At 49.1% G+C, this 22,543-nt stretch carries 18 protein-coding genes and 1 pseudogene; 10 read left to right on the forward strand and 9 right to left on the reverse strand.

The features are described from left to right. Positions 1-46 precede the first annotated feature (46 nt). From yidA to ACGG90_RS07580, 3 genes are read right to left on the reverse strand one after another with little or no spacing between them, the layout of a single operon-like run. Positions 47-856, reverse strand: coding sequence for a sugar-phosphatase (gene yidA, locus ACGG90_RS07570; RefSeq protein WP_390407899.1), 810 nt, complete (start codon positions 854-856; stop codon positions 47-49). A gap of 24 nt (positions 857-880) precedes the next feature. After that, complete coding sequence (locus ACGG90_RS07575) at positions 881-2,197, reverse strand: HD domain-containing protein (RefSeq protein ID WP_390407902.1); 1,317 nt, start codon at positions 2,195-2,197, stop codon at positions 881-883. Continuing rightward, complete coding sequence (locus tag ACGG90_RS07580; protein WP_390407905.1) at positions 2,187-3,011, reverse strand: lipoyl protein ligase domain-containing protein; 825 nt, start codon at positions 3,009-3,011, stop codon at positions 2,187-2,189. Before ACGG90_RS07580 ends, ACGG90_RS07575 begins: the two co-directional genes overlap by 11 nt. A 171-nt stretch (positions 3,012-3,182) precedes the next feature. Between ACGG90_RS07580 and ACGG90_RS07585 the strand changes: the two genes are divergently transcribed. From ACGG90_RS07585 to ACGG90_RS07605, 5 genes are all read left to right on the forward strand, one after another. Further along, a complete protein-coding gene (locus ACGG90_RS07585; protein WP_390407908.1) occupies positions 3,183-3,629 on the forward strand; it encodes a DUF1934 domain-containing protein in 447 nt (148 codons plus the stop codon). 91 nt (positions 3,630-3,720) lie between these two features. After that, complete coding sequence (gene rpoE, locus ACGG90_RS07590) at positions 3,721-4,284, forward strand: DNA-directed RNA polymerase subunit delta (RefSeq protein ID WP_390408039.1); 564 nt, start codon at positions 3,721-3,723, stop codon at positions 4,282-4,284. A 1,197-nt stretch (positions 4,285-5,481) separates the two neighbouring features. Beyond that, positions 5,482-7,083, forward strand: a complete 1,602-nt coding sequence (locus ACGG90_RS07595) for a CTP synthase (RefSeq protein ID WP_390407911.1) — start codon at positions 5,482-5,484, stop codon at positions 7,081-7,083. A 358-nt stretch (positions 7,084-7,441) separates the two neighbouring features. Next, on the forward strand, positions 7,442-8,725 hold the full coding sequence (locus ACGG90_RS07600) for a UDP-N-acetylglucosamine 1-carboxyvinyltransferase (RefSeq protein ID WP_390407914.1): 1,284 nt from the start codon (positions 7,442-7,444) through the stop codon (positions 8,723-8,725). A gap of 81 nt (positions 8,726-8,806) precedes the next feature. Next, on the forward strand, positions 8,807-9,058 hold the full coding sequence (locus ACGG90_RS07605; RefSeq protein WP_390407917.1) for a type B 50S ribosomal protein L31: 252 nt from the start codon (positions 8,807-8,809) through the stop codon (positions 9,056-9,058). 130 nt (positions 9,059-9,188) lie between these two features. On the opposite strand, the gene ACGG90_RS07610 is transcribed toward ACGG90_RS07605, so the two are convergent. From ACGG90_RS07610 to ACGG90_RS07635, 6 genes and pseudogenes are all read right to left on the reverse strand, one after another. After that, positions 9,189-10,451: a tyrosine-type recombinase/integrase gene (locus ACGG90_RS07610; RefSeq protein WP_125754397.1), complete on the reverse strand. Its 1,263-nt coding sequence runs from the start codon at positions 10,449-10,451 to the stop codon at positions 9,189-9,191. A 51-nt stretch (positions 10,452-10,502) separates the two neighbouring features. After that, complete coding sequence (locus ACGG90_RS07615; protein ID WP_225357439.1) at positions 10,503-10,817, reverse strand: helix-turn-helix domain-containing protein; 315 nt, start codon at positions 10,815-10,817, stop codon at positions 10,503-10,505. Positions 10,818-11,124: 307 nt separating this feature from the next. Next, on the reverse strand, positions 11,125-11,382 hold the full coding sequence (locus ACGG90_RS07620) for a helix-turn-helix domain-containing protein (RefSeq protein WP_019899265.1): 258 nt from the start codon (positions 11,380-11,382) through the stop codon (positions 11,125-11,127). Between the two features lie 20 nt (positions 11,383-11,402). Next, positions 11,403-11,801, reverse strand: a complete 399-nt coding sequence (locus ACGG90_RS07625; RefSeq protein WP_005691070.1) for an RNA polymerase sigma factor — start codon at positions 11,799-11,801, stop codon at positions 11,403-11,405. Positions 11,802-12,128: 327 nt separating this feature from the next. Beyond that, positions 12,129-12,812, reverse strand: a complete 684-nt coding sequence (locus ACGG90_RS07630) for an IS6 family transposase (protein ID WP_049152355.1) — start codon at positions 12,810-12,812, stop codon at positions 12,129-12,131. 66 nt (positions 12,813-12,878) lie between these two features. After that, positions 12,879-13,331, reverse strand: a pseudogene (locus ACGG90_RS07635) (transposase); the annotation flags it as partial. A gap of 209 nt (positions 13,332-13,540) precedes the next feature. On the opposite strand from ACGG90_RS07635, the gene ACGG90_RS07640 reads away from it, so the two are divergent. From ACGG90_RS07640 to pglX, 5 genes are all read left to right on the forward strand, one after another. Further along, a complete protein-coding gene (locus ACGG90_RS07640; RefSeq protein ID WP_125754390.1) occupies positions 13,541-13,798 on the forward strand; it encodes a hypothetical protein in 258 nt (85 codons plus the stop codon). 131 nt (positions 13,799-13,929) lie between these two features. Further along, a complete protein-coding gene (locus ACGG90_RS07645) occupies positions 13,930-14,529 on the forward strand; it encodes a BrxA family protein (protein WP_125754391.1) in 600 nt (199 codons plus the stop codon). Beyond that, entirely contained in the window at positions 14,529-15,110 is a 582-nt protein-coding gene (locus ACGG90_RS07650; RefSeq protein ID WP_125754392.1) for a DUF1788 domain-containing protein, read from the forward strand. The genes ACGG90_RS07645 and ACGG90_RS07650 overlap by 1 nt, the downstream gene beginning before the upstream one ends. 11 nt (positions 15,111-15,121) lie before the next feature. Continuing rightward, positions 15,122-18,805, forward strand: a complete 3,684-nt coding sequence (brxC, locus tag ACGG90_RS07655; RefSeq protein WP_390407925.1) for a BREX system P-loop protein BrxC — start codon at positions 15,122-15,124, stop codon at positions 18,803-18,805. A 52-nt stretch (positions 18,806-18,857) separates the two neighbouring features. Next, positions 18,858-22,505: a BREX-1 system adenine-specific DNA-methyltransferase PglX gene (gene pglX, locus ACGG90_RS07660; RefSeq protein ID WP_390407928.1), complete on the forward strand. Its 3,648-nt coding sequence runs from the start codon at positions 18,858-18,860 to the stop codon at positions 22,503-22,505. Positions 22,506-22,543: the final 38 nt, after the last annotated feature.

Genomic DNA, 22,543 nt, shown 5'->3' on the forward strand with positions numbered 1-22,543 from the left:
TTTGCACGCGGCTTGGTCATTGCTTGACCAAGCCGCTTTTTTTGCGTTAGAAGGCGTATTGGCGGATCGCTTGGGCCACGCCGTCTTCGGCGTTGGTGGCGGTGATCACTTGCGCGGCGGCTTTCACCTCTGGAATCGCATTGCCCATGGCGACACCTAAGCCGGCGACTTGGATCATCGGCAAGTCATTGGCTTGATCGCCAATGGCCATTACTTCAGTCAAGTCTAAGTTAAGCTTGGCAGCCAAGTCAGCTACGGCATTGCCTTTGGAAGCCTTGGGGTTTAAGGCTTCTAAGAAGAACGGCTCGGAGTTGACGAAATAATAGCGGTCAAAGAAATTTTGCGGGATCTGGGCTTTGGCCTTAGCTAATAGTTCAGGCTCGTCGATAAACATTACCTTGGCGAACTGCTTGTCAGCGGCGAATTCTTCCGGCTGGCGATAAAACAGCGGCATATTGACCAAGTAAGACTCGCGCACGCTGTAGCGGGAAATGTCGCGGTTAGGCGTGTACATGTTGGCTTCGTCTTCGGCATGGGAATGCACATGCAGCTGGTTGGCCAAGTTCGTCAGTTCCAAGAATTGTTGATAGTTTAACGTGTGCGCCAACAAGACTTTGCCGGAATCGGCTTCTTGCACCATCGCGCCGTTATAGGTGATGGCGTAATCGCCAGGGTCGACTAAGCCCAGCTGAGGAAAGAAGGCCTTCAAGCCGGTCAGCGGCCGCCCGGAGCACAAGACGATTTTGATGCCGCGGGTTTTGGCTGCTTTAATCGTGGCGATGGTGTTGGCAGTAAGCAGGTTGTGTTCGTTTAATAAGGTGCCATCCATGTCGATGGCGATCAGGCGAATACTCATGAGGATCCTTTCTGTAGGCGAGAGTTATTTGATCAGCGCGCCATTAAGCAGGTGCGCTTGGAATTGTTGATAAGTGTTGGCAAACAAGCTTGGCCCGCGGCTAAGCATGATCTTTGGGAAATAGAAGCGTTTGTCACCGGCTAAAGAACCGGAAATCGCCGCCACCAGCGGCGACAAGGTGGATAGTTCTTCCATGGTGCCACCCAGCTGCATGATCTCGATTTGGGTCTTGGGATTGGCGCTGGAAGGGTCATAAGCGTCATAAGGCAAGTCAAAAGAGTCATTCTCTGCTGTGTAGTAGTCCGGCTCAAAGCCGGCTTCTGCCACCAAGTTGCGCAAGGTCGGCAACAAATCTTCCGTTTCGTCGGTAAAAGTCACAGACTTCAGCGGCCGGCGCGACAAGAAGCGATCGGCGAAGTCCTTCAAGATCGGATCCGGATAATCCAGCCAGTAGGTGAAGTAGGTGTTTAACACCCCATCATCCAGCCGCAAATAATCCGCCAAATCAAAGCGGTGTTCGAAAAACGGGATCAGCAGCCGCGGCGTGAACCCGCGATCAAAGCGCCCAGCTTCATACAAGGTCTTGGCACGCTTGAGCAAGTGGCCTAACACCACTTCTTGGCCGCGCGACACCGGATGAAAATAGATCTGCTGATACATTTGAAAGCGGCTGACGATGTAGTCTTCTACCGCATGCATGCCGTTGGCGTCGAAGGTGATGCCTTCTTTATAAGGCCGCATCACCCGCAAGATGCGCGTCAAGTCGAATAGCCCGTAATTAGTGCCGGTGTTATATGCGTCGCGCAGCAAGTAATCCATGCGATCGGCGTCGATTTGACTGGAGATCATTTGGACCACTTGCGGGTTAGGGTAGGTGTGGTCGATGACGCTGGCCACTTGTTCAGGAAAGTCTGGTGCCACGGTGCGCAAGATCCGATTGACATTGGTGCTTTCATCGCACAGAATGCGCCGGGTAATGGCTTCATGATCGGTGTTGAAAATATGCTCAAAAGTGTGCGAATACGGGCCGTGGCCGATGTCGTGCAACAAGGCGGCACACAAGGCGACTAAGCGCTGTGAGTCGTCCCAGTCGTTAGGGTAATTGGCCACGAAGTTATTACAGATCTCGCGGGTGATTTCATAGACCCCTAAGCTGTGGGTGAAGCGCGAATGCTCGGCGCCTTGAAAGACTTGCGAAGCCACGCCGAGTTGTTTGATGCGGCGCAAGCGCTGAAATTCTGGGGTGTTGATCAAATCCAAGATCACGCGGTGGCGGACATGGATATAGTTGTGAACCGGATCGCGAAAGACTTTCTCGCGGGGTAATAATTCATCGTGCATGAAGCGCCTCCTGTCGTTGGGTCATATCACTAGCCGCCTCAGCCAATGCCGCTTGATAAGCCGGCTGCTGAATCGCGTTTGGGAGAAGTAATGGGTCAATTGCGGCGTGTTGGGCCAAGACCCGCACCAGCCGCGCTTGCATCAAACCAACCGTTAATGGCTGATCGAGCAATTGGTCCAAGCTGTTCATGCAAGTGGGGTCGATTGTTGGATAGTGAAACTTGGCAGCTTGGGCAGCAGCGCCGGCTTGATAGAAAGCGCGCATCAATTCACCGCGCTTGAATTGGTTTCCGGCCACTGACAGATAAGCCATCACGGCAATACCTTGGCTGGTGCGGCGCTGGGCCAAACCGGCAAACTTCTGACCATTGATACTTAAGTCATAGCTGCCTGGGCAATAGGAATGCGCCACTTCGCCAATGGTCATGTCAGCTTCTGGCAAGGCTTGGCCGATCAAATCAGCCAGCAGCTGATAAGCGGCTTGAATGGACAAGCTTGCCTCAGCCGGCAGAAACAAGGAACAATTCAACACCAAGTCGTCGCTGACCACGCCTAAGCCCCCGGAATTGCGGACAAAAGGATGCCAATTGGCCAAGGCAGCAAGCGCTTGGGGCAGTTGCGGCAAGCGCAGGTCTTGCATACCTAAGATCACGGTTTGACTGGTCGTCCAGAAATGTACAAACACCGGCGGCAACGCGACTGGCCGCTTTAACAAAGTGTTAGTGTGCGCAAAGCTGTCGCGGTTGTGATCAGCTGGATAGTGATGGCTGAGTAAGCCGATGGGTTGGTGATCAAGATAATCTTCAAGTGCCATGAGACGCCGCCTTTGGGGTTTGATATGACTCCATTATAGTAGATGGTGCAAAATATGCATAATACGTTACAATAAGATGGATGACATGCGCGGCCATTTGCTTGGGCGCGTGTTTGAGTTGTGCAAGCTTTGCACATTATTCAGCGTTAAACAGAAAGGAAGGATACGCCGATGGACTTATCACGTGGGATCCCAGTGACGATTCATTTACAAACTTATGTTACGCAAGAAGGCCAAACCGAAGAACATGTTTTTGATGAGCCAGGCAGTGTCGTTGAACTTAATGATACCTTATATATTCGCTATCGGGAGATCAATGAAGAAGAACACACCAATTATCCGGTAACATTAAAGCTGCGCGGGGATGGGGATGTACAATTGACCCGTGGCGGCAGCGATGACGATATGCAGTTGAAGCTGCATTTTGCCAATGAGAAGCGGATCTTGACGCGCTATCGGACGCCTTATGGGATGATCCCGGTGGAAACGGTGACGCCGCGCTTGGATGTGCGCATTACCGATGCGCCGCTGGCTGGGGAGATCTATATTGAATACGAATTATTCGCCAATGGTGATCACCTGGGAAATTATCGAATGAATTTGCAATTTATGGCGTGAGCGCGTATAGTTTGGAATAGACTGTGGAAAGGGCGTGTACCGGTTGAAACTAGACGAAGTATTTGCCGATGCGATTAAATCTGAACTGTCCATGATCGAGGTGGCACACGCCATTCTCGAACAGAAAGGCGAAACAATGCCCTTTGTGGACATTGTTAACGAGATTCAGACTTATTTAGGCAAGAGTGACAGTGAAGTGCGTGGCCGTTTGCCGCAATTCTATACTGACCTCAACGAAGATGGCTCGTTCATCTCATTAGGGGACAACGTTTGGGGCCTGCGCGCTTGGTACCCATACGAATCCGTTGATGAAGAGGTCAACCATCCCGACGAAGAAGACGAAGCACCGCGCCGCAAGAAGCGCAAGAAGGTCAATGCCTTCTTGGCCGACGTTAGCGACGATGACGATGTGATCGACTATAACGACGATGATCCAGAAGACGATGACTTCGCCGAAGATGACGATGATGAAGTGGCTGCTGATGACTTCGATGATGAAGAAGACGCAGACGCTGATGGCGACGATGAAGAAGACGCCTTACCAGACGGCATCGAAGGTCAGTTGGCAGAATTCTCCGACGACGATGAAGAAGATGACGACGATGATGACGACACCGCCGTTGATCCAGACGCTGATGACGACGACAAACTTTAATAATTGACAAACGCTGTGGCCGCTGGCTGCAGTGTTTTTTTGTGACCAGAGCGAAACAAAGCGGTTTTAGCGGTGGATATAAGACGGGATGACGTTTGGGCGGTCTTGGCCCAAGCGGCGTCACGCCTTATATCACGCCGCGTTGCTTTGTGCAGCTCGACGAAGGCCACAGTGTGCAAAGTGCCGGAAACAGGCCGGGCAAGGGTTGCTCCGCGGCGTGGGGAAAGCGTCGGCGCAGGCGGTGCGGCCGGCTGCAACCCCGCAAAGTACGCGTGGTTTACGCCTAAGAATTGAGCCAAGCGCTCGCTGCGCTCACCTGCTCGTCTCAATTCTTGCCGCGATCAGTACAACAAGCCAAGCACAACCCGCTTGTCTTGCTGTACTGATCGTTTCACGGCCTGACCGACGCTTTCCCCACGCCGCTGCGCAACCCTTGCCCTACACTGTGAGCGGTGGGCTAGGTTGTTGTCAGATCAGCCTACTAGTGGTACTCGCTGTGAGCTGAAATGTATTTTGGAGGAAAGGGTGCCTTGATGGTCGCGTTGCGCTCCGTTGCCAAGAACAACGACACCCCTGACGCCATTTGGCCTTCGCCTCAGCCGCCTCCGGTCGCTGTTTCCTTCATAGTTCGGTTCAGACGATGATGTTCTTCGATCAAATGTTGATTTGACAATATTCTAGTCGGTTACGAATTAAGTAAGGCAGGAGTTACGGAGCGGCATGGGGAAAGTCCTACATTGATGACGGTATGGCAGACGTTATCAAATTAACATTTTGGTGATATATAGCTGAAGCTGAAACGTACGCTGGAGGAAATGGCACCTGGTGGGCGCATTGTGCGGAGGTCAGATGGCGTCAGTGGTGTCGTTCTTCTTGGCAACGGAGCGCAACGCGCGGAGGCGCCTAGAAGAAGGCGCGCGGCAGAGATCCACTTTGCGTACGGAGCGTAGCGGAGACGCAAAGTTAGCTCTGCCGCCGCCCACCACGTTCCACGCCATCTGAACGGAGCACAATGTGACCACCAGGTGCCATTTCCGGCCATTTTTGCTAAGCACTTGACGCGTTGCTGGATTTTCGTTATTATACTGCTTGGGCGCTTTACGATTTACAGTAAAGCATTACGGTTACAAGCTCTCCGATATGTAGGAGAGCTTGTTTTTGTTTTTTCCCGTCAATACAATCAAAAGGAGTTATCACATGACCAAGTATATTTTTGTTACCGGTGGCGTTGTGTCTTCGCTTGGCAAAGGGATCGTCGCGGCCAGTCTCGGCCGGCTGTTGAAGAACCGCGGCTTAAAGGTAACGATCCAGAAATTTGATCCGTACATCAACGTCGACCCAGGGACGATGAACCCGTACCAACACGGGGAAGTCTTCGTTACTGACGATGGCGCCGAAACGGACTTGGACCTTGGCCACTACGAACGCTTCATCGACATTAACCTGAACAAGTACAGTAATGTCACGACTGGGAAAATCTACTCTGAAGTTTTGGAGAAAGAACGCCACGGCGAATACCTTGGCGCCACTGTCCAAGTGATCCCGCACATCACCAACATGCTCAAAGAGAAGATCATGCGTGCGGCCAAGACCACCGATTCTGATGTGATCATCACCGAAATCGGCGGGACGGTTGGCGATATCGAATCACAACCATTCCTGGAAGCCATTCGGCAGATGAAGAACGATGTCGGCGCGGAGAACACTTACTACATTCACGCCACCTTGGTGCCTTACCTGCGCGCTGCTGGCGAAATGAAGACCAAGCCAACACAGCACTCCGTCAAGGAATTGCGTAACATTGGGATCCAGCCGAACATGTTGATCTTGCGGACGGAAAAGCCGGTTACTGAAGGCATGAAGAAGAAGATCGCCTTGTTCACCGACGTTAAGGAAAACGAGATCATCGAATCTCGCGATGCCAAGACGCTGTATTCCATTCCGTTGGCGATGCAGGCGCAAGGCATGGACCAACGTGTCATCGAGCATTTTGGCTTAGATGTGCCAGCTGCTGATATGACGGAATGGACCAACTTGTTAAACAAGGTCCAAAACCTCGACCATAAAGTGAAAATCGCCTTAGTCGGCAAGTATGTGGCGTTAAAAGATGCTTATATCTCCGTGTCTGAAGCCTTGAAGCATGCCGGCTACTATTGGGACAGCGATGTTGAAATCGCCACTTTCCAAGCCGAAGATGTCAACGACGACAACGTTGAAGAACTTCTAGGCGACGCTGATGGGATCTTGGTTCCAGGCGGCTTTGGCGATCGCGGTTTGGAAGGCAAGATCGCTGCCATCCGTTATGCCCGCGAGAATGATGTGCCATTCTTAGGGATCTGCTTAGGCATGCAAATGGCCTCCATCGAATTTGCCCGCAATGTGCTGGGCATCAAAGATGCAGCCAGTGCTGAAGTGCAACCAGACGCCAAGAACCCAGTGATCTGGTTGATGCCAGACCAAGTCAACGTTGAGAACATGGGCGGCACTTTGCGCTTAGGCTTGTATCCATGCGAACTCAAGCCAGGTTCTGTGGCCGCTGCTGCATACGACGGCGCCAAAGAAGTCCAGAAGCGTCACCGTCACCGTTATGAATTCAACACCAAGTACCGTGCTGACATGGAAAAGGCCGGCATGGTCTTCTCCGGGGTTTCACCTGACAACCGGTTGATGGAAGTTATCGAATTGCCGAAGAACAAGTTCTTCGTTGCTTCTCAATATCATCCAGAATTCCAGTCTCGCCCAACCAAGCCTGAAGGTTTGTTCAAAGCCTTCATCCAAGCAGCAGGCGACTTTAAGTAAATCACTGCAAGGGCCGTCCGAGTAATCGGGCGGCTTTTTTGATCCGCCAGTACGAGGCATTTCTGGACACGCTTGCAATAAAATAACAAAATGACCGGTCAACTTGGGTTAACCGTTTTCCCAATTATTGCAGCGCTTAAGCTAAGTTGCAGGTTTGTTAATGTAACATGGCAAGCGCGTGATTTCGCTGATTCGCGCTTGTTTTTTGGCAGTAAGTTCATTAGAATTAAACGGTGAATGTGTTTTTTAGAAACAGCCTACCAGTGAACGATAACGGCGACGATCGCCGAATGAAGCAAAACTTGTGGTCAGCTTCAGCCAACGCTTCTCTACACATGCGAGTGAGGAATAAAACAACATGAAGAAAATGCTGATTCACGGGGGCAAGAAGCTCTCTGGCTCGGTTGTCATTGGCGGGGCAAAGAATAGTACTGTGGCTTTGATCCCAGCTGCGATCTTGTCGCGCACGCCAGTTACACTAGATTCAGTACCGCAGATTCAAGACGTTTATAACTTAATGGATATTCTGGAAGCGATGAATGTCCATTCGACTTTCGAAGATTGCGTGCTTAAGATCGACCCGACGCATATCAAAGAAGTGCCGCTGCCAGAAGGTAAGATCAAATCGCTGCGCGCGTCATATTATTTCATGGGGGCCTTGTTAGGCCGCTTCGGCAGCGCTAATGTCGCCTTACCCGGTGGCGATGACATTGGACCGCGGCCAATCGATCAACATATCAAAGGTTTTGAAGCGCTTGGTGCAACGGTATCCAACGAACATGGCGCCATGGTGGTCAAAGCGCCTAAAGAAGGCTTGCATGGCGCGCGGATCTTCTTGGACATGGTGTCCGTTGGCGCCACCATCAACATTATCTTGGCGGCGGTGACGGCCAAAGGCCAAACCGTGTTGGAGAATGCTGCCAAAGAACCTGAAATCATTGATTTAGCGACTTATTTGAATAACATGGGCGCGCATGTTCGCGGCGCCGGTACCGATGTGATCCGCATCGACGGTACGCCGACTTTGCGTGCGCACAATGCCCACACCATCATCCCTGACCGTATCGAAGCCGGGACTTATTTGGCAATGGCCGCGGCGATCGGCGACGGCGTCAATGTGAAGAACATCATCTCTGAACATTTGGATTCCTTCTTAGCCAAGCTTGAAGAAATGGGCGTGGTGATGGATGTCGGTGAAGACAGCATTTTCGTGTACCCATCAGGTGATTTGCGGATGGTGCAGATCAAGACGATGCCATATCCCGGTTTTGCCACAGACTTGCAGCAGCCGATCACACCGTTGCTGCTTAAGGCGCAAGGCGAAGGCATCATTGTCGATACCATTTATCCCAAGCGCGTGCGCCACGTGCCGGAATTGATCCGCATGGGCGCTGACATCACCGTGGAGAATGACGTGATCATCTTGCATCATGCCGATCAATTGCAAGGAACTGAAGTGGCTGCCGGCGAGATCCGCGGCGGCGCTTGTTTGATGATCGCCGGGTTGATGGCAGAAGGCACCACGACGATCACTCAAGTGGAACATATCCTGCGCGGTTACGATCGCGTGGTCAAGAAATTGCATGGTTTAGGCGCCGATGTGGAAATCGTCGAAGATGCCGAAGTTGCATCGATGGGCTAGGCATGCTATAATTTTGCGGTTGACCAACTACTAATATCTCTCTAGGTCAGGCAATGACTTAGGGCAAAGGAGAACATCACTATGAAGCAAGGCATCCATCCAGATTATCATGAAGTTGTATTTATGGACTCTTCGACCGGGTTCAAGTTCTTGTCCCGCTCAACTAAGGGTTCTAACGAAACTGTTGAATGGGAAGACGGTAACACTTACCCATTGGTTCGTGTCGAAGTCACTTCCGACTCCCATCCGTTCTACACTGGCAAGCAGAAGTTCAACAAGGCTGATGGCCGTGTTGATCGCTTCAACAAGAAGTACGGGCTTACCAGCAAATAAAGACCACTTTGTCACATTGCGGCCACGAACCGCGGCGTGACGAGAATCTTAAAAGTTGGTTTTCGTACAAATTCATCAAAACGGGTGCGATTTGTACGAGAATTTGGCTCAATATGGGGACGTTTGGAATTCAGTTTGAATTCTGAACGTCTTTTTGTTTTTCTAGTCTTGCGGAATTTAGCCGATCTAGGAAGCGTTGGTGGGTGACCGTTGTTATTATATCCGGTGTGTTCACGTAAGTTCGCGTGGTTGAAACATTGGAATGGGTGAGCGCACTGGAGATGTCTTCCATCGACGCACCGCCTTGTCGTGCTAGGGTACTGAACGTGTGCCGCATCTTGTGTGGATGCAGGTAGACCAATTCAGGGTGCCGCCGATTGACTGACTTGATCCGTGCGTTGAGGTAATCAGAGTAAAGCGGCTGGTTGCGAACACCCTCACGAGTGACGTAGGTGAACAGCCACTGCTCACCATCTTGCTCTACTCCGATTGCTTCGAGCTGCTTGGCTTGTTCTGCCTTCCAGTCGGCCAGTAGATATAGAATATTCTGTGGCAGGGTCATAATGCTTTGCTTGTGTCCCTTGGTGTCCTTCGCGTCGCGGTCACCATCGAGTGACTGAACCAGATACAACTTGCCAGCTTCCAGATCAATGTGCTTCCACTGTAAAGCGTAGGATTCGCTCTTACGGTCGCCTAGGTGCAACGTTAGCAAGAACAGGGTGTAATCGGCTAGAGATAGCTTACTGCGCTCATAGTCCTCTTTTGTGGCTTGTAGCCAGTCCAGAAGTTGCTCTGCGGTCAGGAACTCACCTTTCTTCACTCGCTCCTTCTTGAGCTTGTCCTTGTGTGGTTGCCCGACAAGGCGGAGGGACTTGCCTACGCGGTCATATTCGATGTAGTCGAGGATCTCGGCGACTTCAAACATTTGGCGCACATACGCCTTAACCGTTTTGATATTAGCGAAGTGCTCTGACTTCTCCTTGAGCCGATCGACGACGAACTCTTTGTTGGAGTTCAGGTAGGTCATGGAATAGGAGCCGAACATTGGCAGTAGGTGGTTCTTGAACAACCCACGCTGGTATTCGACAGTAGCCTTCGTTGGGACAACCGGTGCCCGACCAGTGGAACCGGTCAAATACAGTGGCATGAAGACATCTTTGTAGAACGTCTTGAACAGAATCTTACCTTTAAGCTCAAGAGAACGGGCATTACCGTTCTTTTGGGCTTCTTTAATTTTCTTGTTGATCTCACGCTCCTTTGCGACTGCTGCTTGTTTGGTCGAGATGGTTTCCCGAAAACGGGTCTGTCCGGCGACGCCCATGAGTTCACGAACGGCTTTCGGATAGAAAACGCTGACCTGATAGGTACCAGCTTTGGTTTTGGTGATTGACATAATGATTGACCTCCTGCTCAATAAGGCAGTGAGGCGTAAGACATCATTATTTTAACATCCAACACTCATGCCTTGCATCCATTTATCAAGTTCAATGCGATCAAATCTGACCGAGTTACCGATTGTGATCTTGGGCAAGCCCAGCATGATCCAAACGTCTAACGTGTTGTACGAAACGTTGAGATATTTGCAGGCTTCACCTTTCTTGAAGTAGCGGACGTTTAGCAGTGTTTCGTGCCGAACGCTGTTTACTTCTTCACGGATAATCTCAAATACCTTGTTGCGGATCGTATCGATCTGTCCGTCGCTCAAAACGAAGGACATTTCATGGCGAATTTCTTGGCTGATAGTGCCACTTCCCTTCAAGAGTTAGTGTGCAAGGTGAGCGTATCACCTCCATTCAGTAAATTGGTGAGGCGGCGTTGTTCAACCCGGTTCCGACCGGCTAACTGATCCACAGTGAATCAGCTCTCCCGTTGCGTGGGAGTGACGTGTAAGTATCTGGCCTTGGTATTCGCTCACTCATGCGAGGTCATGGCGACGGCTGTTGTTGCTGAACAACGCTATTCAGTTGTCAAAGGACACAGCGAGCAAAAGAAAATCCCGCTTCTGCATATACAGACAGCGGGAACGGGTCGAAATGAAACCAAAATCAGAAAAAAGTTGAAATTGATTATGTGCGAGTTAGTTGTGAACTTGATTGAGTGGACGGTTGCGATAGGTGTTCAGCCACGTTGAAGCGCTGAACGCTGAATACAAACTTGATTTGAAGTTCCTGCCTCAAATCGGGATCGATATAGCTTTTTCCGTATGCAGCCTCGCGATCGAAATCGTAGCTGAACATATCGAGTAGTTGGGACATTGCCTCTGCGTCTCCGTCCTGCGCTGCCAAGATAACCGGTATCAGGTTATCGACCTCTGTATAATGCATTGAACACTCCTCCGTATTCATTACATATTTTCGTATGCTTCCTTAATCCGCGCTAGTGCCCGTCGCCGCCTCTTGTTCACCCCCTGACTTGTTTTGCCACTACGGTTGCCAATTTCGACGTCGTTGAGTTCGCCATAATAATATTGATACAAGACAGTTTTATCTGTCGAAGAAAGGGTGGAAACTGCTCTTGATAATTTCTCACTTTCGATGAAGTCTTCAAGATGCTCGATTTCCTCATCGGTCAACCTGAATTCATCGAGATGATAGGAATCTTCGATTTCTTCCAGTAGCCAGGCCTCCAGTGGTATTTCCTTGATTTGCCGAAGAGAGGCCTTATACCGATTGATTCGTTCATTTTTGAGGGCTTGTTGTACATAGCGAATAAACATTCGCGTCACTTCTTGCTCACTACTCATTGGGTTATCCTCCTCGTCTGATTTATTGGGTTACATAATTACAGACAAATTTTCTGGTCACTTATGAAAGCAATTTCCAAATATTTCTTTGACGAATTACCTGATGGAGAATTGCTGCGCGAAAAAAATCGACCGGTAGCAGTGAATGCATACAGGTCAATTCTTAATCAATAGCTTATGAAATCAGTGTTTTGAGCTGTTCGTGGGAGAGATTCTTATCGAGAGGATGGTGGTCATTCGGAAACAACCCGGTAGTAGATATTTCGGCTCTGGTGAAAATAGTCTGAGAGTGTGCCTTTTACCTAGTTGTTGATAGGGTGTTGTAGGTTATGCTGGCACCATCGCTTTTAATTCGTCCACGGCTGAAAACCCGATGAGGCTTAGCTCTCGTCGGGTTTTCTTGCGTAATGCATGGATGACTTCAATGCCGCTGAGTGTTGCACTAGCGGTTCGGATGCTTTGGAAACTTGCTGACCGCACCCGGTGTCGTTTAATGAATCGATGATCTTGTTCGATTAAATTGTTTCGATACTTGGAACATTGGTGTGCTGATTTGCTCAAGTAGTCTTGTTTCATCAGGTGCTTCACTGCCTTAAGTGTTGCTCGATATTGATCGGTGACTAAGCGATCAGGACGACCATTGGTCGTCAAAAGCCGTTTCAAAAAGTGATAGGCTGCCGCATAATCACGATGCTTTCGCAGTTCGAAGTCGAGCGTCAGACCGTTGCTATCAATTGCACGATACAGATAAGTCCAATGACCTTTGACGTTAATGTAAGCCTCGTCTATCCTCCAACTTTTGGTATGGGAGGTTTGATGTTGGCGCCATAAAGCCTTAAAGATGGGGCCATAATGATGAACCCAACGCATGACCGTGGTGTGATGCACACTAACCCCGCGATCACGTAGCAATTCAACGATATCACGGTAGCTGAGACTGAACCTAAAATAGTAGCCAACGGCTACTATAATGATATCCTGTTGAAAGTGGCGTCCTTTAAAGTAATTCATGCGCACAATCCCTCGTTTCTTGTCACTCAGTATACTAGAATGAAGTTGCCAGGCAAACTTTGCACCAGAGCCCACTTGAGAATGTTTATCCTTGATTTGCCGTAGCGCTTGAACGCGCATCTGGTCCATCGCTCGACCTAGCAGTTGAATGATATGGAAACGGTCGATGACAATCTCGGCGTTAGGGAAGAGCTCGTGAACAAAGTTCTGATACGCAGCGTTCATATCCATACAGATATGCTTCACCTTCGCTCTTTCGTCTCTAGAGTAGTTTTCCTCGAAGAATTTTTTGATGGTGTCTGAGAGCCGATCACCAAGCACGGTCACACGTTTGTGTGTATCAGCGTCGATACAGATAAAGGCCATTTGTGGGTGAGTTGAGCGAAACTCATCGAAACAAAGGTTGGTTGGGAGATAGTTGAGCGGTCGCGGATTGATATTATCATCAAGGATGCGTCCAACGGTCGTGGTCGAAATGCCAGTGATTGAGGCAATGCTCTTACTAGTAATCGATTTCATTGCGAGCTTTAAGGCGTACTCAACTAGGCCATTTGAGATTGAATACTTGGGCTTAACTAGTGGCTGTTGAACTAGGCCACCATATCTTCGACCCTTGTAGTAAATTTATAGCGAATTTGATACCCCAGAAATATTTTGAAAAATATGGGCCCTTAGTTTTCCAGGGGGTTGAGGTTCGTCCACCGAAGGCTCTTGGGGAGATTGACTATATGACAAATCGTGAGTTGATTGACTTAAAGGTGTCCTCACACCAACCCAATAAGACGCAGACCTTTCAAGTTCTGATGTATTATCTGATGGCATACTATAGTGGCGAACCGCAGTTTCGAGCAATTCAGTATTTAACTCTGCTCAATCCTAGACGAGGTATTGATTATCGAGTAGCCGTCAATGAACTTTTCGCCGGTGCCGTTGGCATTGTGAGTAAAGGAATTCTTGGATTTCCAGATTCTCCACGGGATATGTGAAAAGTCTGATGGGACGCACGATTTAGCCGTCCAGCTGGTATACTAAGTCCAAACGAGTAAAATGTATTTTGACACACATGTAAACGATTCACAAGTGACTTTTTCACATTTCACAAGCAAGGAAGGTAGACATGAAACGAATATCGGCCGGAGCGGTTAAATTCCAGTTTTGGTTCACAGAATTTGTTCAAGCAATGGGTATGGCTAACGATAACGATGATTTCACAGTGTTGCGCCAACAGATCCTGGCAGAGAATACGTTCCATGCCTCCTCCCATGCCCGGCTGATCACCACGACCGGTGTGGTTTTACGGCGCGTGGGCTCACTCACGCCAGCGATGCGGGCACTCTTTGATCAGCTCGATCCAGTCAATCAGCGCATTATGAATCTTATCGCCATCATGAATACGGAGCAGTTGATGTATGCCTTCATGTATGACGTCTTCCGTCCGGAACTAATCCTGGGTGACCGACAGATTGAAGCTTACGAAATGGCAGCTTTTTTTAAGAAACTGCCGTTGACGCATAAAGAGGCTGCCCATTGGACCGAGGAAACATTGAGGAGACTGCAGTCCACTGTGGCGCAGTATCTGCGCCGGGCCCAAATCGTTAAGGACTACAAGGGCACACTGGTGGTTGAAAACTATTTGCTCGATGAGCGCTTGGCAGACCGGCTGCGCGAAGAAAACCACTTGGATTACTTAGCAATCCTGACGGGGAGGACGTCGTAATGGTACCACTGAAGAAGAAGTTTCAGGACTTGCGGGAAAAGATCCAAACGCAGTCATTTCAAGAGAATCGGGGCCTGTCGAACGAGGTTGGTTACTATATTTTCGATTATGATCCCGAGAAAGAACTATATGTCCGCGGCGAAATTGGCGATATTATCCGCCAAGAAAAAGCGGCGCCCACGGGTGTCACCATTCAAGTGTTCGACCTGTTCACCATCATGTTGACGATTGTTGATCAGTTCGGCTACCGGGAAGCATTCATTGATCTGGAAAAAAGTAATGGTATCACCCAAGTGATTGACTGGATGAACAACATCATGGAGATGAACGAGGAACATAACCTAGTGGTGCAGTATATCAGCGACCATTTGAACAAAGATGGTACCACCATCGTGTTCATTACCGGTGTTGGGCAGGTTTATCCAATTATCCGGGCCCACAAGGTGTTGAACACCATGACCCAGGTCATTGACCAAATTCCGGTCATGATATTCTATCCAGGTAATTACAACAGTGTGCGGTTGCAGGCCTTCGGGGAGCTGCAGGAAGACAACTACTACCGCGCGTTTCATTTCGAATAGGGGAGATAACAATGCAAATACGCGACTTATTTGTTAAACCGATTGATCGAAATATCCAAGGCGTCATCAAGGTTGGCCAGGATGCAGACGCTAACGTGAAGCAAGAACTGGACGAGTACGTTGTTACCCGAGAATTGAAAGGCCACTTTGATGACTTCTTTGCGGCCTATGAGAAAAGCATCAACCATGATACTGATGAAATGGGGGTCTGGATCTCCGGTTTCTTCGGTTCTGGTAAATCACACTTTCTGAAGATCCTTTCCTATCTGTTGGAGGATCGGAAAGTTGACGGCAAGAGCGCCATTGATTATTTCAAAGAGAAAATCAATGACCAGATGACGATCAACCGTATTGAGCTGGCTGCGCAACAGCCAACCGACGTGGTGCTGTTCAATATTGATTCCAAAGCTAAGACTGGTGCCAAGTCAGATGACAATGCCATCATCAATGTTTTCCTGCAAGTGTTTAACGAAATGCAGGGCTTTTCGAGCACCAATTTTTGGATTGCTGAAATGGAGCGCCAACTAGTTGCGCAGGGTAAGTACGACGCCTTTAAGGACAAGTTCACGGAGTTGGATAACACTCACATGGATTGGACGGTTGGTCGGGATCATGCCATTTTCAAGAAAGGCACGATCAAAGATGCCCTAGTGCAAGTCGATGCATACAGTGAAGAGGATGCCCAGGGCTTGATGGATCAATTGACGACATCTTATCAAGTCAGTATTGAGGACTTCTCTAAACTGGTGGCCGCCTATATCAAGAAGACCGGTAAGCGGGTCGTTTTCCTGGTGGATGAAGTCGGCCAGTTTGTTGGAGAAAGTACCCAGCGGATGCTTAACCTGCAAACCGTCGTTGAGGACTTGGGGGCAGCTACCCATGGTAAGGCTTGGGTAGTTGTTTCTTCCCAGCAGGCTATTGATACTATTACGGACAAAATCAGCGGTCAGGACTTTTCCAAGATTCAAGGCCGGTTTGCGACCAAGATCAGCATGAGTTCGGCCAACGTGGACGAAGTCATTCGCAAGCGGCTGTTGGCAAAGACAGAGCCGGCTACAACACAACTTGCGGCAGACTACGAGGCTAACGCAGCCGCAATCAATAACATGATTGATTTTGACGATGGCGTGGATCGGCCTAAGTTCCGTTCAGGGGAAGATTTTGCGGCGACGTATCCGTTCGTTCCGTATCAGTTTAACTTGCTGCAAAATGTGCTTACAGCGGTCCGGACCCACGGCTCTGATGGTAAGCACTTGTCTGAAGGTGCACGGTCGATGCTGTCCCTGTTCCAGGAATCTGTGGAAGCTATCATGGACCAGCAGGATACGGCACTGGTGCCATTCAGCTTGTTCTTTGAAGGCCTGCGCCAGTTCTTGGACCACACCCATAGCATCGTGATTGCCCACGCGGTGGACAACGACACCGTTGATCCCACCCATGAAGAAGATAACTTCAACGTCCAAGTACTGAAAGCACTGTTCATGGTCAAGTACTTGAAAGACTTTGACGCGACGCTGAACAACATCGTGACGTTGATGATTGACTCAGTGGATACTGATCGGGTTGAATTGCAGAAAAAGGTCCAGAATGCGTTAGCCATTCTGCGGCAGCAACGGTTTGTCGAGAAAAACTTGGATAACTACGAATTCTTGACCGATGCGGAACAGGAAGTCAACCAGGCCATCAGCCGGGAAGAGGTTCTGTCAGGCGAGTTGGAAGATCGGATGGGCAACTTCATTTTCGATCCGAAAACGGGCATTACTAATAAGTACACTTACCCCAAGCTGAAAGGCCGTTACAATTTCACGTTGAATCAATACGTGGATGAAACTCCCCAGGGGCGGACCAACAATGACATGACGATCCAAGTCATCACGTCTTTGGATGGCGCCAATAATCGGAATGAAGCCAACCTGCTGCTTCTGTCCATGGATCCGTCTAAACATAAGATCGTGGTTGATCTGCCGAGCACGGACGACTATCTCGGCGACTTGCGGCGGGCGGAGCAGATTGGGAAATTTGTCATGCTTGGCAACGCCCATGCCGACGCTCGGTTCAACTTTATCAAGGAACAGCGGACTGCTGAACGGAAGCAGCTGTTAGTCAAGGCCCGGGAGCGGATTATGACGGCCTTGGAACAAGCAGACGTTTATGTTGCCGGACATAAGATTGAGGGCGGCAAAGACTTCCAGGGGCGCTTCACAGATGGTTTGAAGATGTTGGTGGATGATACGTACCGCAGTTTAGGACTCATTGATGCGGCCAAGTCGTCGTCAGATATTACGCAAATCCTGGATCAGGATAATGAGTTGGCAGTATCCACGCAGGAAAACGAGCGTGCGGTCCAAGTAGTGTACAGCTGGCTCCAGCGGACGATGCAAAAGGACAAGCATGTTACGTTGCAGGCCATCTTGAACAACTTCAAGGCCATTCCCTATGGTTATATTGAGGACGACATCGAATGGCTGGTGGCCAAGCTGCTGGCGGATGGCAAGATTCAGGCTAATCTACAGGACCAAGTACTTTCTCCGGTCAATCCGGCGTACAAGCCTCAGGATATTGCCAATTTCCTGACCAAGAAGCAATACGCGGAACAGATTTCGATTCAGGTGAAGAAAGACATCAATCCGCGTTATCTGCGGGAAATGAAGGACGTCGCCGATCAGGTCTTCAATAAGCGGTCATTCAGTGCAGCTCAGCCGGATCTGATGGTGGCTGAATTGAAGGAGAAGATTGCCAAGGACAATGGGACGCTGCAGTTCTTTGATCAAAAGAATAGTTCCTTCCCGGGCCATGAACTGCTCAAAAAAGGCAGTAAAATGTTCAGTGAATTACTGGCCATTAATGATGCGGAAACTTTCTACGACAAGATCCATACTCGTTATGATGATTTGCTGCAGTGGGCGGATGACATGAGCGACAAGGGTATCATGGACTTCTATTTCAGCGATCAGCAGCAGACAATCTGGACGCGGGGATTGGATGACATCGCGCGGTACAAGGCATCCCATGACTTCTTTACCAGCACGGCTTTGGCTGAGAACTACCAGCAGCTGAACAAACTGCTGAATGAGGACCGAGCTGGACGTGTTATCCAAGAAATTGATGGTGTTCATCAGAAGTTTGTGGATACCTTTGCCAAGATTATGGACGATCACCAGAAACAAGTGACCGACAAAATCCAAGCAGTCAATGAAAAGGCCAAACAGCGGATTAACGATTCTTCCACCGGAGATAACTTCAAACAGCAACGGCTGGCGACGTTGACGGAGCAGATCAAGCGAATTATGACCGAGGCTGAGGAAGCGCCAGATCTGACGCGCTTAGAGGCCAAACCGGCAGCAGCTGATGCGGTGTTAAGGCGCATTACGCAGAGCTTGGAAAATGAGGAGCAGCGACTAGCAGAAGAACAGAAGCTGGCTGAGGTGGAGAAAGTATCCCCGAAGCCGAGTTCAGACGAGGAATCCATTAAGCTTGTGGATCCGCTTCCTGCTCCTGACCCCAATCCGGCGCCTCAACCAGAACCTGTAGCGCCTGTTGTTATTCAAACTAAGTATCTTGAAGCCGATCAACTCCCCATTGAACGGGAATGGTCCATTTCCTCTGAAGATGACGTAAACCGGTATGTTGAGAAGCTTCGGCAGGCATTGCTGGATCAAGTTAAAGAAAACCAGATCACGAAGTTTACCCTCTAGCAGACAATAACGGCTATTCGTGGGAGTGGCCGTTATTTTGAAAGGAATCGCAATGGATAAAAAGAAGATTCATGATTTCGCGGTGAAAGCCCGCCGCGAGCTCATCGAGAGTATTGAGTTAAAGCTGACCCAAGTGGGGATCACCAGAGACGGTGTAAAAGAGAAACTGCCAACATCGACGGCTGAGATTGCCTTCTATGTGCCAAACGACACGGAAGGGGTCAGTGGGCGGGATACGTCGCGCCGGGTCAGCTTAGTTCAGCGGTTGCAGACCGCGGCAGCCAAGGATGATTGGCATACCGCCTATGATAATCTCGTGGAAGAAGCGTCATACACCTGGTTCAACCGGATCATCGCATTACGATTCATGGAAGTGAACCATTATTTGCCAAGCCGGGTTGCCGTGCTTTCTTCCGAAGAAGGACGGGCAGAACCGGATATTTTGGCGCATGCACTGGAAATTGAAGACGATCTTGGCGGCTTTTCTGATGAGCAGCGAGATCTCATTCAACATGCGCAAGAAACTCAAGAGCCAGCGGCGATGGATAATGCGTATCGACTACTGTTTTTGAAGCAGGCCAACGCCTTGAACGCCAATTTACCCCATTTGTTTGAGAAAACAACTGATGCCTTCCAATTATTGTTCACTCCCAGCTATCAGAATGGGGTGATTAAGGAACTCGTGACCGAGGTGCCGCGGGATGATTTTGACGTGGAGAAGGAGGGGCAGGTCGAGATCATTGGGTGGCTGTACCAATACTACAATGAAGAACCCAAAGACGTTGCCTTCAAAAAAAGCAAGTACGCGGCATCAGATATTCCAGCCGTCACTCAGTTGTTCACACCAGATTGGATCGTCAAGTACTTGGTTGAAAATTCGCTCGGCCGCTATTGGATCGATGTGCTCCATACACGCGGTGATCAACGGTCTGAACAGGATATTGCCCAGAGTTTCGGTTGGCGATATTTCATGCCCGCTGCTCAGCAAACTGAGGATGTTCAGCAACAACTATTGGCTTTCAATAGTCATCTGTCAGGCAAGAAGCTTCAACAGATCACCTTTTTAGATCCTGCCATGGGTTCTGGCCACATCCTGATCTATGCATTCGATGTCTTCATGCAGTTATATCAAAGCGAAGGCTATTCAGCACGAGAGGCTGCCAATAGCATTGTTGCCAACAACCTGTTTGGTCTAGACATTGATCGGCGTGCCTACCAGCTCGCCTACTTTGCAGTGATGATGAAGCTCCGGCAATACGACCGGCGCGCACTGAATCAATCCATTGATCCGCAACTGTCGGATATTCCGCAAACTAATATTCTCAATGATGATCTCAACGAGTTAACCAGAGCCTATGCTAATCAGTTGCCACAGCAACAAGCCAAGTCCTTTCAGGGCACAGTGAAGGAGTTCAACCGGGGCGATGTTCTCGGCTCCTTGATCAAGCCTAGCCTCGATCAAGGAATACTATCTGAACTCCAAACGAGTGCAGCCACAGAGCCAGAATCAGCACAGCTTTCCTTTGCGACGACAAATTTCAATTTTGAAGAGATGTCCCGCATCACCCGTGTGCTTACTATCTTGGCTGCCCAGTACACAATCGTAGTAACAAATCCACCCTATATGGGGTCTGGCAAAATGACACCGAGCCTTTCAAAGTTTGTTAAAAGGGAGTATCCAGACAGTAAAGCAGATTTATTTGCTGTCTTTATGGAATTGGCACAGAAGTTGAATGTCCAAAATGGATATCACGCACTTATTACCCAGCACCAGTGGATGTTCCTGTCTAGTTTTGAAAAACTACGGGTTAAGCTCCGTAAGAATGTGCTCATCAATATGGCTCACTTGGGTACCCGTGCGTTTGAAGAAATTGGGGGCGAAGTGGTCCAATCAACTGCGTTCGTGATGAGAAATGCGTCTATACCGAGTTATGTCGGCACATACGAGAGATTGGTGAATGCTCCTTCTCAAACGGCTAAAGAGGACGCGTATTTGGAAATGGTGAAAGATCCCTCCTGCAAGGGTCTCTATCGAACTAACCAAACGAACTTCGGAAAGATTCCCGGAAGCCCAATCGCATATTGGAGTAGCATGAATCTCATACATGACTTTGAGGTTGGGACTCCAATGTCAGAAATCGTTGACCCGAGACAGGGCCTAGCAACTGCGGACAATGATCGATTCTTACGGCAGTGGTTTGAGGTTGCGTACCAAACAATAAAGTTTGATGCTAAATCAATCGATGAATCGATCTCATCAAACAAAAAATGGTTTCCATATAACAAAGGTGGTTCCTATCGTAAATGGTACGGTAACTATGATTATGTTATTAACTGGCATAACAATGGTGAAGAAGTCCGTAACTTTAAGTTTCCAAATGGTAAGCAACGTTCAGTAGTAAGAAACCCCAATTATTACTTCCGTGAAGCGATCACTTGGTCAAAAGTCACTTCGGGGCTTTTCAATGTGCGCTACCGTACCATAGGATCGATTTTTGACACGGGTGGAAATGAGGCCTTTTCACGGCAAGGCGCAGATCTGCATTTCTTCATGGGATTATTGAATTCTAAGATTGGTGGCTATGCCCTTTCTTTTATCAATCCAACAATTAACATGCTCACAGAAGACATAAAAAAAGTGCCGATAATCATTACGAATGAACCAGTGCGTGAAAGCGCCGCTATACTGGCAAAGATGAATACAAAGATTGGAAAGGACGAGTGGGATAGCTTTGAGGTTTCTTGGGACTTTAAGCTTCATCCACTCATCCATAACATCGTTGAGCATAATCGAAATTGGACCGTGGAAGCAGCTTTCAATCAGTGGAAACAAGAGGCCCAAGATCGGTTCGATCAACTGAAGAAGAACGAAGAAGAACTGAACAAGATCTTTATTGATCTGTACGGCTTGCAGGACGAGTTGTCACCAGAGGAGTCCGATAAAGAGGTTTCGGTACGTAAAGCAGATTTAGGACGGGATATCCGTGCCTTCATGTCCTACTTTATCGGAGTCACATTTGGCCGGTACTCGCTAGATACGCCAGGATTGGCATTTGCTGGTGGCGATTGGGATGCTTCGAAGTACACGAGCTATCAACCCAATGCGGATGATGTGATTGTGCTGACTGACTCTGATTATTTTGGCGATGACCGAGATATCATGCATCGCTTCCGAGAGTTTTTGACGGTTACTTTTGGCAAAGAACACTTGGAAGAGAATATCACGTTCATTGCCAAGGCACTGGGTAAAGCGGGCGACACAGCAGAAGATCAAATTCGGAGTTATCTGTTCAACGACTTCTACAAGAACCATCTGACTATCTATCAGAAACGACCGATCTATTGGCAACTGGACTCCGGTCGGCAAGGTGGCTTCAAAGCATTGATGTACCTGCATCGGTACGACGGCGACACGATGGCGATGATTCGCACGTCGTATTTACACACCCTGCAGGCTGCTTATGAAAAGCGGGTGACCACGTTGGACACCTTCATCGCCTCAGAGACCAACACGCGCCAGAAGAACCAGTTGATTAAACAGCGGGACCACACCCGCAAACAGTTAGAAGAATTGGTGAAGTATGACGCTCAACTCCAACACGTCGCCAACATGCATATTGCGATTGATCTGGATGACGGCGTCGTGGTGAACCACCAGAAAGTACAAGCAGACGTCAAGCTATTGACGCCCATAAAATAGATATTTCCCCCTCTAGAATTGATCTGGAGGGGATTTTT

Origin of the sequence: Lacticaseibacillus jixiensis (assembly GCF_042847315.1) — a bacterium.
Lineage (GTDB): Bacteria > Bacillota > Bacilli > Lactobacillales > Lactobacillaceae > Lacticaseibacillus > Lacticaseibacillus jixiensis.